The sequence below is a fragment of the Rouxiella badensis genome (assembly GCF_026967515.2).
Classification (GTDB): Bacteria; Pseudomonadota; Gammaproteobacteria; order Enterobacterales; family Enterobacteriaceae; genus Rouxiella; species Rouxiella badensis.
The window spans coordinates 3,091,477-3,105,725 of the sequence record NZ_CP114062.1 but is presented as its reverse complement, the minus strand read 5'-3'; the positions used below and the strand labels follow the sequence as shown (position 1 = coordinate 3,105,725).

The 14,249-nt window shown below is 55.0% G+C and carries 15 protein-coding genes; 10 read left to right on the top strand and 5 right to left on the bottom strand.

Annotation, left to right across the window (positions count from 1 at the left end; translation table 11 throughout):
* Positions 1 to 121: 121 nt before the first annotated feature.
* The 4 genes from tgt (at position 122) to secF (ending at position 4,556) form a co-directional block, all read left to right on the top strand.
* Positions 122 to 1,246: a tRNA guanosine(34) transglycosylase Tgt gene (gene tgt, locus O1V65_RS14405; protein ID WP_017489834.1), complete on the top strand. Its 1,125-nt coding sequence runs from the start codon at positions 122 to 124 to the stop codon at positions 1,244 to 1,246.
* A 117-nt stretch (positions 1,247 to 1,363) separates the two neighbouring features.
* A complete protein-coding gene (gene yajC / locus O1V65_RS14400; protein ID WP_017489833.1) occupies positions 1,364 to 1,696 on the top strand; it encodes a preprotein translocase subunit YajC in 333 nt (110 codons plus the stop codon).
* 27 nt (positions 1,697 to 1,723) lie between these two features.
* Entirely contained in the window at positions 1,724 to 3,571 is a 1,848-nt protein-coding gene (secD, locus tag O1V65_RS14395) for a protein translocase subunit SecD (protein ID WP_165429745.1), read from the top strand.
* A gap of 70 nt (positions 3,572 to 3,641) precedes the next feature.
* A complete protein-coding gene (secF, locus tag O1V65_RS14390) occupies positions 3,642 to 4,556 on the top strand; it encodes a protein translocase subunit SecF (RefSeq protein WP_051040038.1) in 915 nt (304 codons plus the stop codon).
* A gap of 95 nt (positions 4,557 to 4,651) precedes the next feature.
* On the opposite strand, the gene O1V65_RS14385 is transcribed toward secF, so the two are convergent.
* Positions 4,652 to 5,215 carry a DUF3251 domain-containing protein gene (locus tag O1V65_RS14385; protein WP_017489831.1) on the bottom strand — a complete coding sequence of 188 codons (564 nt, stop codon included), beginning with the start codon at positions 5,213 to 5,215 and terminating at the stop codon, positions 4,652 to 4,654.
* A gap of 150 nt (positions 5,216 to 5,365) precedes the next feature.
* On the opposite strand from O1V65_RS14385, the gene nrdR reads away from it, so the two are divergent.
* The 6 genes from nrdR (at position 5,366) to pgpA (ending at position 9,728) form a co-directional block, all read left to right on the top strand.
* Entirely contained in the window at positions 5,366 to 5,815 is a 450-nt protein-coding gene (nrdR, locus tag O1V65_RS14380) for a transcriptional regulator NrdR (protein WP_009638660.1), read from the top strand.
* A 41-nt stretch (positions 5,816 to 5,856) separates the two neighbouring features.
* Entirely contained in the window at positions 5,857 to 6,984 is a 1,128-nt protein-coding gene (gene ribD, locus O1V65_RS14375) for a bifunctional diaminohydroxyphosphoribosylaminopyrimidine deaminase/5-amino-6-(5-phosphoribosylamino)uracil reductase RibD (RefSeq protein WP_017489830.1), read from the top strand.
* Between the two features lie 179 nt (positions 6,985 to 7,163).
* Positions 7,164 to 7,634 (top strand): 6,7-dimethyl-8-ribityllumazine synthase, encoded by a 471-nt coding sequence (ribH, locus tag O1V65_RS14370; RefSeq protein WP_017489829.1) that lies wholly within the window; start codon positions 7,164 to 7,166, stop codon positions 7,632 to 7,634.
* Between the two features lie 20 nt (positions 7,635 to 7,654).
* The gene (nusB, locus tag O1V65_RS14365; protein ID WP_017489828.1) at positions 7,655 to 8,068 is read left to right on the top strand and encodes a transcription antitermination factor NusB; all 414 of its coding nucleotides are present in this window, start codon (positions 7,655 to 7,657) and stop codon (positions 8,066 to 8,068) included.
* 92 nt (positions 8,069 to 8,160) lie between these two features.
* Positions 8,161 to 9,147: a thiamine-phosphate kinase gene (gene thiL, locus O1V65_RS14360; protein ID WP_017489827.1), complete on the top strand. Its 987-nt coding sequence runs from the start codon at positions 8,161 to 8,163 to the stop codon at positions 9,145 to 9,147.
* Between the two features lie 86 nt (positions 9,148 to 9,233).
* The gene (gene pgpA, locus O1V65_RS14355; protein ID WP_026110245.1) at positions 9,234 to 9,728 is read left to right on the top strand and encodes a phosphatidylglycerophosphatase A; all 495 of its coding nucleotides are present in this window, start codon (positions 9,234 to 9,236) and stop codon (positions 9,726 to 9,728) included.
* Positions 9,729 to 9,800: 72 nt separating this feature from the next.
* Here the strand turns inward: pgpA and O1V65_RS14350 are convergent, their stop codons facing one another.
* The 4 genes from O1V65_RS14350 to xseB form a co-directional block, all read right to left on the bottom strand.
* The gene (locus tag O1V65_RS14350; RefSeq protein WP_017489825.1) at positions 9,801 to 10,775 is read right to left on the bottom strand and encodes an aldo/keto reductase; all 975 of its coding nucleotides are present in this window, start codon (positions 10,773 to 10,775) and stop codon (positions 9,801 to 9,803) included.
* Between the two features lie 159 nt (positions 10,776 to 10,934).
* A complete protein-coding gene (gene dxs, locus O1V65_RS14345) occupies positions 10,935 to 12,797 on the bottom strand; it encodes a 1-deoxy-D-xylulose-5-phosphate synthase (RefSeq protein ID WP_026110244.1) in 1,863 nt (620 codons plus the stop codon).
* Between the two features lie 68 nt (positions 12,798 to 12,865).
* Positions 12,866 to 13,795: a (2E,6E)-farnesyl diphosphate synthase gene (ispA, locus tag O1V65_RS14340; protein ID WP_017489823.1), complete on the bottom strand. Its 930-nt coding sequence runs from the start codon at positions 13,793 to 13,795 to the stop codon at positions 12,866 to 12,868.
* A 6-nt stretch (positions 13,796 to 13,801) separates the two neighbouring features.
* Entirely contained in the window at positions 13,802 to 14,044 is a 243-nt protein-coding gene (gene xseB / locus O1V65_RS14335) for an exodeoxyribonuclease VII small subunit (RefSeq protein WP_009638651.1), read from the bottom strand.
* Between the last annotated feature and the right edge of the window lie 205 nt (positions 14,045 to 14,249).

Sequence of the window (14,249 nt, the reverse complement as noted above, 5' to 3'; positions counted from 1 at the left end):
TCTTTGGGAACATCCCCAAAATTATCCAAAATATTTCAACATGCAGCCCACCGCGCAGCGTGTTGAAAGATAGAGGATAAAGCTATCGGACTGTTTTTCCGGTGTGGAGAAGAACGTGAAAATGAAGTACGAATTACAAACTACCGATGGCCGCGCGCGTCGTGGTCGTCTGGTGTTTGAACGTGGCGTGGTTGAAACGCCAGCCTTTATGCCTGTGGGCACCTACGGCACGGTAAAAGGCATGACGCCGGAAGAAGTCAAAGACACCGGCGCACAGATCCTGCTCGGTAACACCTTCCACCTGTGGCTGCGCCCGGGTCAGGAAATCATGAAGCTTCACGGCGACCTGCATGATTTCATGAACTGGCATGGCCCAATCCTGACCGATTCCGGCGGCTTCCAGGTGTTCAGCCTGGGCGCAATGCGCAAGATTAAAGAAGAGGGCGTGCACTTCCGCAACCCGATCAACGGCGATCCGGTGTTCCTCAGTCCTGAAAAGTCGATGGAGATTCAGAACGATCTCGGTTCTGACATCGTGATGATCTTCGACGAATGTACGCCGTATCCTGCTGACTGGGATTACGCCAAACGTTCGATGGAAATGTCCCTGCGTTGGGCAAAACGTAGTCGCGATCGCCACGACGAACTGAAAAATAACAATGCGTTATTCGGAATTATTCAGGGCAGCGTTTACGAAGATTTACGAGATGTATCGATAAAAGGGCTGGTAGATATCGGCTTTGATGGTTACGCTGTGGGCGGTTTGGCTGTCGGCGAGCCAAAAGAGGACATGCACCGTATCCTTGAGCACGTTTGTCCGCAGATTCCTGAAGACAAACCGCGCTACCTGATGGGCGTGGGCAAGCCGCAGGACTTGGTCGAAGGCGTGCGTCGCGGTGTTGATATGTTCGACTGCGTGATGCCAACGCGTAACGCCCGTAACGGACACCTGTTTGTGACCGACGGGGTGGTGAAAATCCGCAATGCCAAGCATAAAGATGACACCTCGACCCTAGATGAACACTGTGATTGCTATACGTGTCGCAATTATAGCCGTGCCTACTTGCATCATCTCGACCGTTGCAACGAAATACTGGGTGCGCGCTTAAATACCATCCACAACCTGCGTTATTATCAGCGTCTGATGGCCGGTTTACGCCAGGCTATCGAAGAAGGTAAATTAGAGCAGTTTGTGACTGAATTTTACGAGCGACAAGGCAAGCCGGTTCCGCCTTTAAACTTCTGAGGTCGAGCAAGAGATCCTCTTTCTCCTTAGAGTAAGAGGATTTGACTGTTCGGCGGCAAAGATTTTTTTTAGTATTTTATTAACAACTTGTTTTATAACAACAATGAGGGAATTTAAATGAGTCTTTTCATTTCTGATGCCGTCGCAGCTACTGGCGCACCGTCACAGGGAAGTCCTTACTCTCTGGTCATCATGCTGGTGGTATTTGGTCTGATTTTCTATTTCATGATCCTGCGCCCGCAGCAAAAACGTTCTAAAGAGCACAAAAAACTGATGGACTCCATCGGTAAAGGTGATGAAGTCATGACAACCGGCGGTCTGATCGGTCGCGTAAGCAAAGTAGCCGAAACCGGTTACGTTGTTATCGCGCTGAACGACACCACGGAAGTGATGATCAAGCGTGACTTCGTGGCTGCCGTTCTGCCGAAAGGTACGATGAAGGCGCTTTAATTTTTGATTTTCCCGAAGGGAACTGCCGTGTTAAACCGTTATCCTTTGTGGAAGTATCTGATGCTGATCTTCGTGATTATCGTCGGACTGCTTTATGCGCTTCCCAACCTTTATGGTGAGGATCCGGCTGTTCAAATTACTGGCGCTCGGGGTTCCGACGCCAGTGTTGCAACGCTGGACCAAGTCAGAGATGTACTGAATAAAGATAAACTCGTCAGCAAGTCTATTGCGCTAGAAAACGGCTCAATCCTTGCGCGATTCAATGACACCGACGTTCAGCTGCGTGCCCGCGATGCCCTCACCGCGGCGCTGGGTGACAAATTTGTTATTGCACTGAACCTGGCTCCTGCGACGCCTTCTTGGCTGACCATGCTGGGTGCCGAGCCTATGAAACTGGGCCTCGACCTGCGCGGCGGCGTGCACTTCCTGATGGAAGTCGACATGGATACTGCACTGGGCAAACTGCAAGAGCAGACCATGGACAACATGCGTAGCGACCTGCGTGACCAGAGCATTCCTTATGCCACGGTTCGTAAGGCCGACAACTACGGCGTGGTGCTGACCTTCCGTGATTCCGCGACCCGCGACAAAGCTGCAGGCTATCTGGCGCCTCGCCATCGTGACCTGGTATTCACCAACAGCGGTGACAACGATATCCGTATCGTGATGACCGATGACCGCCTGAGCGAAGCCAAAGAGTACGCCGTACAGCAGAACATCAACATTCTGCGTAACCGTGTGAACCAGCTGGGTGTTGCCGAGCCGTTGGTACAGCGTCAGGGTTCTGACCGTATCGTCGTCGAGCTGCCGGGTATTCAGGACACGGCGCGTGCCAAAGAGATTCTGGGTGCGACCGCAACGCTTGAGTTCCGTCTGGTTAACACCAACGTTGACGCTACTGCAGCGGCCAGCGGACGTGTCCCTGGCGACAGCGAAGTCAAGCAGATGCAGGACGGCCAGCCGGTTGTGCTGTACAAGCGCGTGATTTTGACCGGTGACCACATCACCGACTCCACCTCAAGTCAGGACGAATATAACCAACCCCAGGTTAATATTTCCCTCGACAGCGCGGGCGGTAACATCATGTCCAACTTCACTAAGGACAACATCGGCAAGCCGATGGCGACCCTGTTTGTGGAGTACAAGGACAGCGGCAAGAAAGACGCTAACGGTCGTGCCATTCTGGCGAAGCAGGAAGAAGTTATTAACGTCGCGACCATTCAGTCACGCCTGGGTAACAGCTTCCGTATCACCGGTGTGAACGATCCAAATCAGGCTCGTCAGCTGTCACTGCTGCTGCGCGCCGGTGCGTTGATTGCGCCAATTCAGATTGTTGAAGAGCGGACCATCGGTCCAACCATGGGTGCGCAAAACATTACTCAGGGTCTGGAAGCTTGTCTGTGGGGCCTGCTGGCATCAATCCTGTTCATGGTGGTGTTCTACCGTAAGTTTGGTGTGATTGCGACAACCGCGCTTATCGTCAACCTGGTGCTGATTGTCGGGATCATGTCCCTGCTGCCGGGCGCGACGCTGACCATGCCGGGTATTGCGGGTATCGTACTGACGCTGGCGGTGGCGGTTGACGCCAACGTACTGATTAACGAGCGTATCAAGGAAGAACTGCGTAACGGGCGTTCCGTTCAGCAGGCCATCCATGAGGGCTACAGCGGTGCGTTCTCCAGTATCGTCGATGCAAACGTCACGACGTTGATCACGGCAATTATTCTGTATGCGGTCGGTACGGGATCGATTAAGGGCTTTGCAATCACCACCGCTATCGGTGTTGCAACCTCTATGTTTACGTCGATCGTCGGTACACGTGCCATCGTCAACATGCTTTACGGCGGCAAACGCATCAAAAAGCTGTCTATCTGAGGAGTGCGTTGTGGCACAGCAAGAATATACTGTTGAACAACTAAACTACGGCCGTAAAGTCATCGACTTCATGCGCTGGGACAACGTGGCTTTCTGTATCTCAGGCCTGTTGTTAATCGCCTCTATCGCGATTATGGGTGTTCGCGGGTTTAACTGGGGTCTGGACTTTACCGGTGGTACGGTCATTGAAATCACCCTGTCTCAGCCCGCTAATCTCGACACTATGCGAGATTCGCTGGCGACGGCCGGTTTCAAAGACCCGATCGTGCAGAACTTCGGCAGCAGCCGTGACGTGGTAGTTCGTTTACCACCGCTGTCTTCCGACAGTGCCGGTCAGGAACTGGGTAACAAGGTCATCAGCCTGATTAACGCCGATGTTGACAAAACCGCGACCGTTAAACGTATCGAGTTTGTCGGCCCAAGCGTCGGGAGTGATCTGGCGCAGGCCGGTGGCATGGCGCTGCTGCTTGCGTTGATCTGTATCCTGATTTACGTCGGTTTCCGTTTTGAATGGCGACTGGCGTTGGGGGCGGTTATCGCACTGGCGCACGACGTCGTCATTACTATGGGCGTGCTGTCGCTGTTTAAGATTGAAATTGACCTGACCATCGTGGCATCTCTGATGTCGGTCATCGGTTACTCTCTGAACGACAGTATCGTGGTATCGGACCGTATTCGTGAGAACTTCCGCAAGATCCGCCGCGGTAACTCTTACGAAATCATGAACGTGTCCCTGACCCAAACGCTAAGCCGCACCATCATGACCTCGGCGACCACGCTGATGGTTGTGCTGATGCTTTACATCTTCGGGGGTCCTCTGCTTGCAGGCTTCTCACTGACGATGTTGATTGGTGTGACCATCGGTACCGTTTCTTCAATCTATGTTGCCTCTGCGCTGGCTCTGAAGCTGGGCATGAAGCGTGAACATATGCTGCAGCAGAAGGTCGAGAAGGAAGGGGCGGATCAGCCCTCACTTCTTCCTTAAGCACGGCAGGCCCCTCGCAGGAGGGGTCGATTGATTTGATGTAAAAAAAAGCCTCGCAGTTCGCTGCGAGGCTTTTTTATTGGGCAAAAGCGGCGTTAGGGTTTGGCGTCCGCATTGCCTTCTGGAATCAGCGTCAGGTGATGCAGGTGAACGAATCCCAGCGTTTCTGGTGTGATATTGCTAAAGCGTACTTCGGTGGTCTGCTCGCTCGACGGCAGCAGTCTCGGAGTAACGGTAATAACCTGAGACTGCATATCGACGGTCAGCGGCTTGCCGGTCACCTGGTCAATCTGACCCCAGTCGACGACGGCGCTGAAGGCAGGCAGCGCTTTGCCCGAGGTAGACTTAATTTTTAATACTGCGCTGGTGCCGGTACTGTCTTGCGCAATCGAGTCCAGTGAAAGGCTCAGTTGGGCAAAATCGGTGTTCAGCAGGGCAGGTGTTTTGGCCTGCGGCAGCAAATAGACACCGTTGGTAGACTGGCGATTGAGCGTAGTCTGATGCTCAAGCGCACCCGCGAGATCGGTCAGACGATCAAGTTTCTGATTCAGCTGATTAACTTCGGTCGTCAGGGTCGATACTTCAGGATTTTGCGCCGCACATCCAGCCAAACTGAACAGGGCGGTTAAGGCGAGAATGGCACGATAAGAGGGAGTCATTGACCTGATGTCCTTTATTCAGATTTCTATACTGATACAAGAGTTAGTGCCAAAGTTTATCACGATAGTGCGCCGACGTTGCGACAGCCTTTGTTGTCGCGGCACTTCGGGGTAAACTACTGTCCAGATAATATCCGAGCAGGAAGTTCTATGCATTGTCCATTTTGTGCCGCCGTTGACACGAAAGTTATAGATTCACGCCTGGTGGGCGATGGATCACAGGTCCGCCGCCGTCGCCAGTGTCTGGTATGCAGCGAGCGCTTCACCACCTTTGAGGTGGCAGAGCTCGTGATGCCGCGGGTTATCAAGAGTAACGAGGTCCGTGAACCGTTTAATGAAGATAAACTTCGTAGCGGTTTCCTCAAGGCGCTCGAGAAGCGGCCGGTCAGCTCGGACGACGTTGAAATGGCGATCAGCCATATCAAATCTCAGCTTCGCGCCACCGGCGAGCGTGAAGTGCCTGCCAAAATGATTGGTAATCTGGTGATGGACGCGTTGAAAGGCCTCGATAAAGTGGCCTATATCCGCTTTGCGTCCGTTTATCGCAGCTTTGAAGACATCCGTGAGTTCGGCGAAGAGATCGCGCGACTTCAGGATTAATCCCGCTACTTACGACTCCGTTCACCACAACAGGGAAGGCTATGTTTAACGACGATTTCTATATGGCGCGCGCCTTTGAACTTGCGCGCAAAGGGCGCTTTACCACAACGCCAAACCCTAACGTCGGCTGCGTTATCGTGCGCGACGGTGAAATCGTTGGAGAAGGCTTCCACCTTAAGGCCGGTGGCCCACACGCCGAGGTCCACGCGCTGCGCATGGCCGGTGAGCGTGCTCGTGGCGCGACCGCCTATGTCACGCTAGAACCCTGTAGCCACCATGGCCGCACGCCGCCGTGCGCCGACGCGCTGCTTGCGGCGGGCGTGTCTCGCGTGGTGGCCGCCATGCAGGACCCTAACCCCGAGGTTGCCGGTCGCGGCCTCTATCGCCTCAAAGAGGCGGGCGTCGAGGTAAGCAATGGTTTGATGTTGAGTCAGGCCGAAAGCGTGAATCTCGGGTTCCTCAAGCGTATGCGCACCGGTTTCCCTTACGTCCAATTGAAAATGGCTGCTTCGATTGACGGTAGAACCGCTATGGCCTCTGGCGAAAGCCAATGGATCACCTCGGCAGCGGCGCGTCAGGACGTGCAGCGTTTTCGCGCGGAGAGTTCGGCCATTCTGAGTTCAAGTGCGACGGTGCTGGCCGACGATCCGTCGCTGACCGTGCGCTGGAGCGAGCTGGGCGAAGAGACGCAGCGCCAGTATCCGTCAGAGTTTGCCTCCACCGAGGGCGTGCGTCAGCCGCTGCGCGTCATTGTCGACAGCCAAAACCGCGTGACGCCTCAGCATAAGCTGGTGCAGCAACCCGGTGAAACGCTGCTGGCGCGCTTGCAGGCCGATGACCACGTCTGGCCTGAATCCACCCAGCAGTTGCTGGTGCCTGCGACGTCGAGCAACCGCGTCGATCTGGTGATTCTGATGATGCAACTGGCGAAGCGTCAGGTGAATTCGGTGTGGGTCGAGGCCGGTGCCGAGCTGGCTGGCGCGCTGTTGCAGGCCGGACTGGTCGATGAGCTGATTGTTTATATGGCGCCGAAACTGTTGGGCGACAGCGCTCGCGGACTGTGCGTGCTGCCGGGACTCGAAAAACTGGCCGATGCGCCCACCTTCGAATTTAGCGACGTTCGTCAGGTAGGACCCGATCTGCGTTTACGCATGAAACCGGTCTATTAAGGCTTGACGCGTGACCCATATTTGTCACTGTCTGAGCAGGTTTACAAAACCGTGTGTCCAGGCAGGGGAATAATATGATAGAATCCGCCCCCCTGCGGCTAAGCATGGGCTGGGTCGACGCTATTAGTATTAAGTTTTTAATAAAAACATAATGATTTAACCCATCCTAAGGAAACTCTATGAACGTTATTGAAGGTGTTGTAGCAACTCCTAACGCGAAAATAGCCATCGCGATTGCCCGTTTTAACAATTTCATCAACGACAGCCTGCTTTCTGGCGCGATTGATGCGTTGAAACGTATTGGCCAAGTTGCAGACGACAACATCACCGTTGTATGGGTTCCAGGTGCTTATGAACTGCCGCTTGCGACACGTGCGCTGGCTAACAGCAAAAAGTATGACGCCGTCATCGCGCTGGGCACTGTTATCCGTGGGGGTACCGCCCATTTTGAATTCGTTGCTGGCGAATGCAGCTCTGGCCTGTCCAGCGTTGCGATGAACAGTGAAATTCCGGTTGCCTTTGGTGTGCTGACAACAGAAAGCATTGAACAAGCCATCGAACGCGCGGGAACCAAAGCCGGTAACAAAGGTGCAGAAGCTGCCCTTACCGCGCTTGAAATGATCAACGTTATCAAGGCCATCAAGGCCTGAATCTAGTTAAGGGGAATTCCGTGAAACCTGCTGCTCGTCGCCGCGCCCGTGAATGTGCCGTTCAGGCGCTTTACTCTTGGCAGTTGTCTAAAAACGACATCGCCGATGTTGAATTACAGTTCCTGACCGAGCAGGATGTCAAAGATGTCGACATTACCTATTTCCGTGAGCTGCTGTCTGGTGTTGCCACCACGGCCGACAAGCTCGACGCGCTGATGGCTCCGTATTTGTCTCGTCAGCTTGATGAACTGGGTCAGGTTGAACGTGCAATTCTGCGTCTGGCACTGTTTGAGTTGAGCAAGCGTCAGGACGTTCCTTACAAAGTGGCTATCAACGAAGCTATCGAACTGGCTAAAACCTTCGGTGCAGAAGACAGCCACAAGTTTGTCAACGGTGTGCTGGACAAAGCAGGCCCGCACATTCGTAAGAAGTAACGTTCCTCATCAAAGAACGCGTTTCATTAAGGCCGGATATCCGGCCTTAATGCATTGTAAAACGCAGGATCGAAATTTTTTGGAATAATACTATGGCATGCGGCGAATTTGATTTAATTGCGCGCTATTTCAACCGTTATAGAACGGCTCGTCAGGATGTACAGTTAGGCATTGGCGATGACTGCGCCCTGCTGACCGTCACTGACAAGCAGCAAATAGCAGTCAGTACCGACACCCTTGTCGAAGGCATTCACTTCCTCAAAACCATTTCACCCGCCGATTTAGGCTATAAAGCGCTGGCCGTTAACCTCAGCGATTTGGCCGCGATGGGTGCCGATCCGGCCTGGGTTTCACTGGCGTTAACGCTGCCGGAGGTCAATACCGACTGGCTTGAAGCCTTCAGTGACAGCCTGTTTGAACAACTCGATTATTACGGCATGCAGCTGATTGGCGGCGATACGACGCGCGGCCCGTTAAGCATGACGCTGACCATTCAGGGCCTGGTTCCGGCAGGACGCGCGCTGTTGCGCAGCGGCGCACGGGTAGGCGACTGGATCTTCGTCACCGGCACCCTCGGTGACAGTGCCGCCGGACTCGCCATCCTGCAGGACCGCCTCGCGGTCAATGACGACAAGGCGAGTCAGGCATTAATTAAACGTCATCTGCGTCCCCAGCCCCGCGTTTTACAAGGCCAGGCGCTACGTCAGCTGGCGAACTCTGCTATTGATATTTCCGACGGCCTTATCTCTGATCTACGCCATATTCTCAAGGCCAGCGACTGTGGTGCACGTATCGACCTCGATTTGCTGCCATACTCGCAGGAGATGCAGCAGTACGTCGACCCTGAGCAAGCGGTGAAGTGGGCGCTTACCGGGGGAGAAGATTACGAACTGTGCTTCACGGTGCCGGAAATCAACCGAGGAGCGCTGGAAGTTGCGCTGGCACAGCTGGGCGTGCGCTTCACCTGCGTCGGCCAAATTGCGCCGCTTTCCGAAGGCATTAAATATCAGCGCTCCGGTGAAACCGTAGAGCTTGAATGGCAGGGATTCGATCATTTCGCACAGGAGGTTGCCTCATGACCGTCGAAAATAACGCTCGCGGCAACGCAGGAAGCAAGAAACGTCCGATGCGCCACAAGGGCCGCACCGGCAATGACGCAGTGGATATGGCGGCAGCAAAAAAAAGGCTGAACCTGCGCAACCCGTGGCACCTGTTGGCGACCGGTTTCGGCAGCGGTCTGTTCCCGGTGGGACCGGGTACCGCAGGGTCGATTGCGGCAATCCCGTTCTGGATTGTGCTGACCTATTTACCGTGGCAGGTTTACTCGCTGGTGGTGATGTTCAGCATCTGTATCGGCGTATACCTGTGTCGCCAGACGGCAAAAGACATGCGGGTTCACGACCACGGCAGCATCGTATGGGATGAGTTTGTCGGCATGTGGATAACCCTCATGGCGTTGCCGACCAACGATTGGCAGTGGGTGGTGATAGGTTTCGTGGTATTCCGCGTGCTGGATATCTGGAAGCCGTGGCCGATCCGCTGGTTCGACCGCAACGTGCAGGGCGGTATGGGTATCATGATTGATGACGTGGTGGCCGGGGTCATCGGCGCGGCGATTATCTATTTCATCGGACATCACTGGCCAACCGGCCTGCTTTAGTCGGTAGCGCAATAAAAAACGGGCGTCTGGGGTTTTCCCCGACGCCCGTTTTGCTTTTAACGAGTCTTGAAATTATTTAAAGCCTGTCGCCTGATGTGGCTGATAGGCCATCTCCAGCTCGGCAATCTCTTCAATACTCAACACCACGTCCAGTGCGGCTATTGCATCTTCCAAATGCCCGGCGCGTGATGCTCCGATAATGGGTGCGGTGACCACCGGTTTGCTCAGGATCCACGCCAGGGCGATTTGGGCACGGGGAACGCCGTGGTCTTCGGCGATTTTGGCAACCCGTTCGGCAATTTTGGCATCCGCCTCTTCGGTATCGCCGTACAGCGTTGGGATCACCTCATCGGAAACGGAACGCGCGGTGCTTTCACCCCATGGGCGAGTGAGTCGTCCGCGTGCCAGCGGGCTCCAGGGCAGCACCGCGATGTTTCTCTCGAGGCACAGCGGATGCATCTCTTTTTCTTCCTCGCGCTGGATAAGATTGTACTGGTCCTGCATCGAAACGAATGAGGCAAAGCCGTGCTGTTGCTGCAGATCCAGTGCCTGCCTGAACTGCGCTGCGTGCATCGATGATGCGCCAATAAAACGTGCCTTCCCGGCCTTAACCACGTCGTTGAGCGCCTCCAGCGTCTCTTCGATAGGCGTGTCGTAATCCCAGCGGTGGATTTGCAGCAGGTCAACGTAGTCGGTGCCCAGTCGTTTCAGGCTGTCGTCGATGGATTGCATAATCGACGCACGCGACAGTCCGCCCTTGAGGTTGGAAAGCGGGAAGAACACCTTGGTCGCCAGCACGTACTGGTCACGCTTCAAGTATTCACCCAGGACTCTACCGACGATTTCTTCGCTGCTGCCGTCGGAATAACTGTTGGCGGTGTCGAAGAAATTGATGCCGGCGTCTATCGCCTGTTTGATGAGAGGGCGGCTGCTCTCTTCCGGCAGTGTCCAGGCGTGTTTCCCGCGTGAAGGTTCACCGTAGGTCATACAGCCGAGGCACAGGCGCGACACGTTCAGCCCGGTGGTTCCAAATTGTGTAAATTGCATGATTTCTCCCGCATCAGCTTAAAAACTTACGCATAAAGTTAAGCCTTAACTGTAGCTCAGTCTGAGAGGGCGCGAGGAAAGGGGCACCGCGGGGGAAGGTAAATCCCCCTTTTTGCTAAAGAAAAAGGGGGAGGATGACGGCCTATTAGCGGGGAGTTATCAGGCGAGCCAGTCGTTTATCTGGCGCACAATGCCTGCGGCATCGAGACCGAGGTCGCTGCGGATCTCTTCCTGCGTACCCTGCGGCACAAACAGGTCAGGCAGACCGATGTTCAGCACCGGGACACAGACACGTTTAGACATTAGCAGTTCGTTAACGCCGCTGCCCGCACCGCCCATGATAGCGTTCTCTTCTACGGTCACCAGTGAATCGTGGCTGGCAGCCAGAGAAAGGATGAGTTCGTTATCCAGTGGTTTGACGAAGCGCATATCGACCAGCGTAGCGTTAAGCTGCTCTGCGGCTTCTCGCGCCTCCGGCAAAAGGGTACCGAAGTTGAGAATGGCAATCTTCTCACCCTCACGGCGAACCACGCCCTTACCGATAGGCAGCGAGGCCAGCGGCTCACAGGTTGCACCGGTGCCGGTACCGCGCGGATAACGCACCGCGACCGGACCCTGCTGGTGGTGGTAACCAGTGTGCAGCATCTGACGGCACTCGTTCTCATCGCTTGGCGTCATGATTATCATATTCGGGATGCAGCGTAGGAACGACAGGTCGAATGCGCCCTGATGGGTTTGTCCGTCTGCGCCGACAATGCCGCCGCGGTCGATGGCGAACAGCACCGGCAGATTCTGGATAGCGACGTCGTGGATCACCTGATCGTAGCCACGTTGCAAGAAGGTCGAATAAATCGCCACCACCGGTTTGTAGCCGCCGATGGCCAGACCTGCCGCGAAAGTCACCGCGTGTTGCTCGGCGATCGCCACGTCAAAATATTGCTGCGGATAGGTCTTGGAGAATTTGACCATGCCTGAGCCTTCGCGCATCGCAGGCGTGACGGCCATCAGCTTGCTGTCTCCGGCGGCCGTTTCACACAGCCAGTCGCCGAAGACTTTCGAATAGCTCGGCAGGCCTTCTTTGCTCTTAGGCAGCGTTCCGCTGGCCGGGTCGAATTTCGGTACCGCATGGAAGCTGATGGGGTCATTCTCGGCTGGCGCATAGCCTTTGCCCTTGCGGGTCATGACGTGCAGCAGCTGAGGGCCTTGCAGGTCGCGCATGTTTTTCAGCGTCTGGGTCAACGCCACCACGTCGTGGCCGTCAACCGGTCCGATGTAGTTAAAGCCCAGCTCTTCAAACAGCGTACCCGGCACGACCATGCCTTTCAGGTGCTCTTCGGTACGACGGATGAGCTCCTTGATAGGTGGAACACCCGACAGCACCTTTTTTCCGCCTTCGCGCAGGCGCGAATAGAGCTTGCCCGACAGCAGCTGCGCCAGGTGGTTGTTCAGTGCGCCAACGTTTTCGGAAATCGACATTTCGTTATCGTTAAGCACAACCAGCATGTCAGATTTGATATCTCCGGCGTGGTTCATCGCTTCGAAGGCCATACCGGCGGTGATGGCACCGTCACCAATAACACAGATCGTTCGACGGCCTTTACCTTCGCGTTCGGCGGCAACGGCCATGCCGAGCCCCGCGCTAATGGAGGTTGAGGAGTGGCCGACCGACAGTACGTCGTACTCACTCTCGCTGCGCCACGGGAACGGGTGCAGACCCTCTTTCTGGCGGATGGTCGAAATCTTGTCGCGACGGCCGGTCAGAATTTTATGGGGATAGGCCTGATGGCCTACGTCCCAAACCAGATGGTCGAAAGGGGTGTTGTAGACGTAGTGCATGGCGACAGTCAGCTCTACGACGCCGAGACCGGACGCAAAGTGGCCGCTCGACTTGCTCACGCTGTCCAGCAGGTACTGGCGCAGCTCGTCACAGAGCTTCGGTAAGCTTTCTTTCGGAAGCGAGCGGAGTTCTTCGGGGTTCTCCGCCAGTGCCAGCATGGGGTATTTGGCTATATCAAGACTCATTGGTTACTCATATAAGAGGCTCATCCAAGCAGTATGGAAATATCGCGACGACAGCGGTTTACGGGCAATCAGCTGTCACGCTCAATAACAAAGCGGGCTAATGCCAGCAATGGGGCCGTGTTGTAAGAATGTGTGGCCAGCTCGTCCAGGGCGGCAACGGCTTCCTGATAAAGGTCTTTGGCTTTGGTCTGTGCGCCTTCCAGCCCAAGCAGGGCGGGATAAGTACTTTTACCAAGCTGTTGATCTGCACCCTGACGCTTGCCCAGCGTGTGGGTATCACCAATGACATCCAGAATATCGTCCTGAACCTGGAAGGCGAGACCGATGGCCTCGGCGTAACGGTCAAGCAGCGGTAGCGCAGCTCGACCGCGAGCACCGGCTGCCAGAGCGCCGATGCGAACGGCGGCGCGAATGAGCGCGCCGGTTTTATGGCGATGGATACGCTCCAGCGCCTGTAAATCAACCTGCTTGCCTTCGGCCTCGAGGTCTAAGGCCTGACCCGCACACATGCCCGCTACGCCGCTGGCGCGCGCCAGTTCGGAGATCATCGACAAGCGATCGCTCACCGCGACCTCGGGCATCTCTACGTCGGCCAGAATCGAAAACGCCAGCGTTTGCAGGGCATCACCGGCCAAAATGGCATTGGCTTCACCGAATTTCACGTGGCAGGTCGGCTGGCCGCGACGCAGGTCGTCGTCGTCCATCGCAGGCAGGTCATCGTGAATGAGTGAATAAGCGTGAATGCATTCGATGGCAGCGGCAGGCGCGTCCAGGCTGGTTAATTGCAGGCCAAAAAGTTGTCCGCTGGCATACACTAAATAAGGACGCAGGCGCTTTCCACCCAGCAATGAACCATGGTGCATCGCGGCAACCAGCGGCGTGTCGGAAAATGGCAGTTCGGCGACATAGCCTTCAAGAACGCCATCGACACGCTTTTGCAGCTCACGGAGCTGATGACTGAAGCTTTTCGCTTCGCTTTGTTGTTCTATTTGGGACATCAGGAATTACTCAGCTTCCGGTGTAAAAGGTTGCAAAGGGGCATCGTTATCGCTGTCGAGCAGGATCTGCACGCGCTGCTCTGCCTGCTGTAACTTTTGTTGTCCCTGACGGGCAAGCTGTACGCCCTGTTCAAACTCATTCAGCGCGTCCTCCAGCGGAAGTTCTCCTGATTCAAGGCGAGCGACGATTTGTTCAAGTTCAGCCAATGCAGTTTCGAAATTGGCAGGTGGTGCAGCTTTTTTTGGCATAATTCTCTTTCAATATCGAAGGTCTGGGAGCCGTAGGATATCCCTATGATAACGTCGGCGCAGGTAACCAGCTATTATGATGCATCCTTTTGCGCGCAAAGTACCCGATTAAAGTGCTATACTCCGCGCCGCAGAATATATTGGTAAGCGCAGTATTCGTGAATCATACGTTTACCAATAGTTGATTCTAGATCCTTATTCTCAC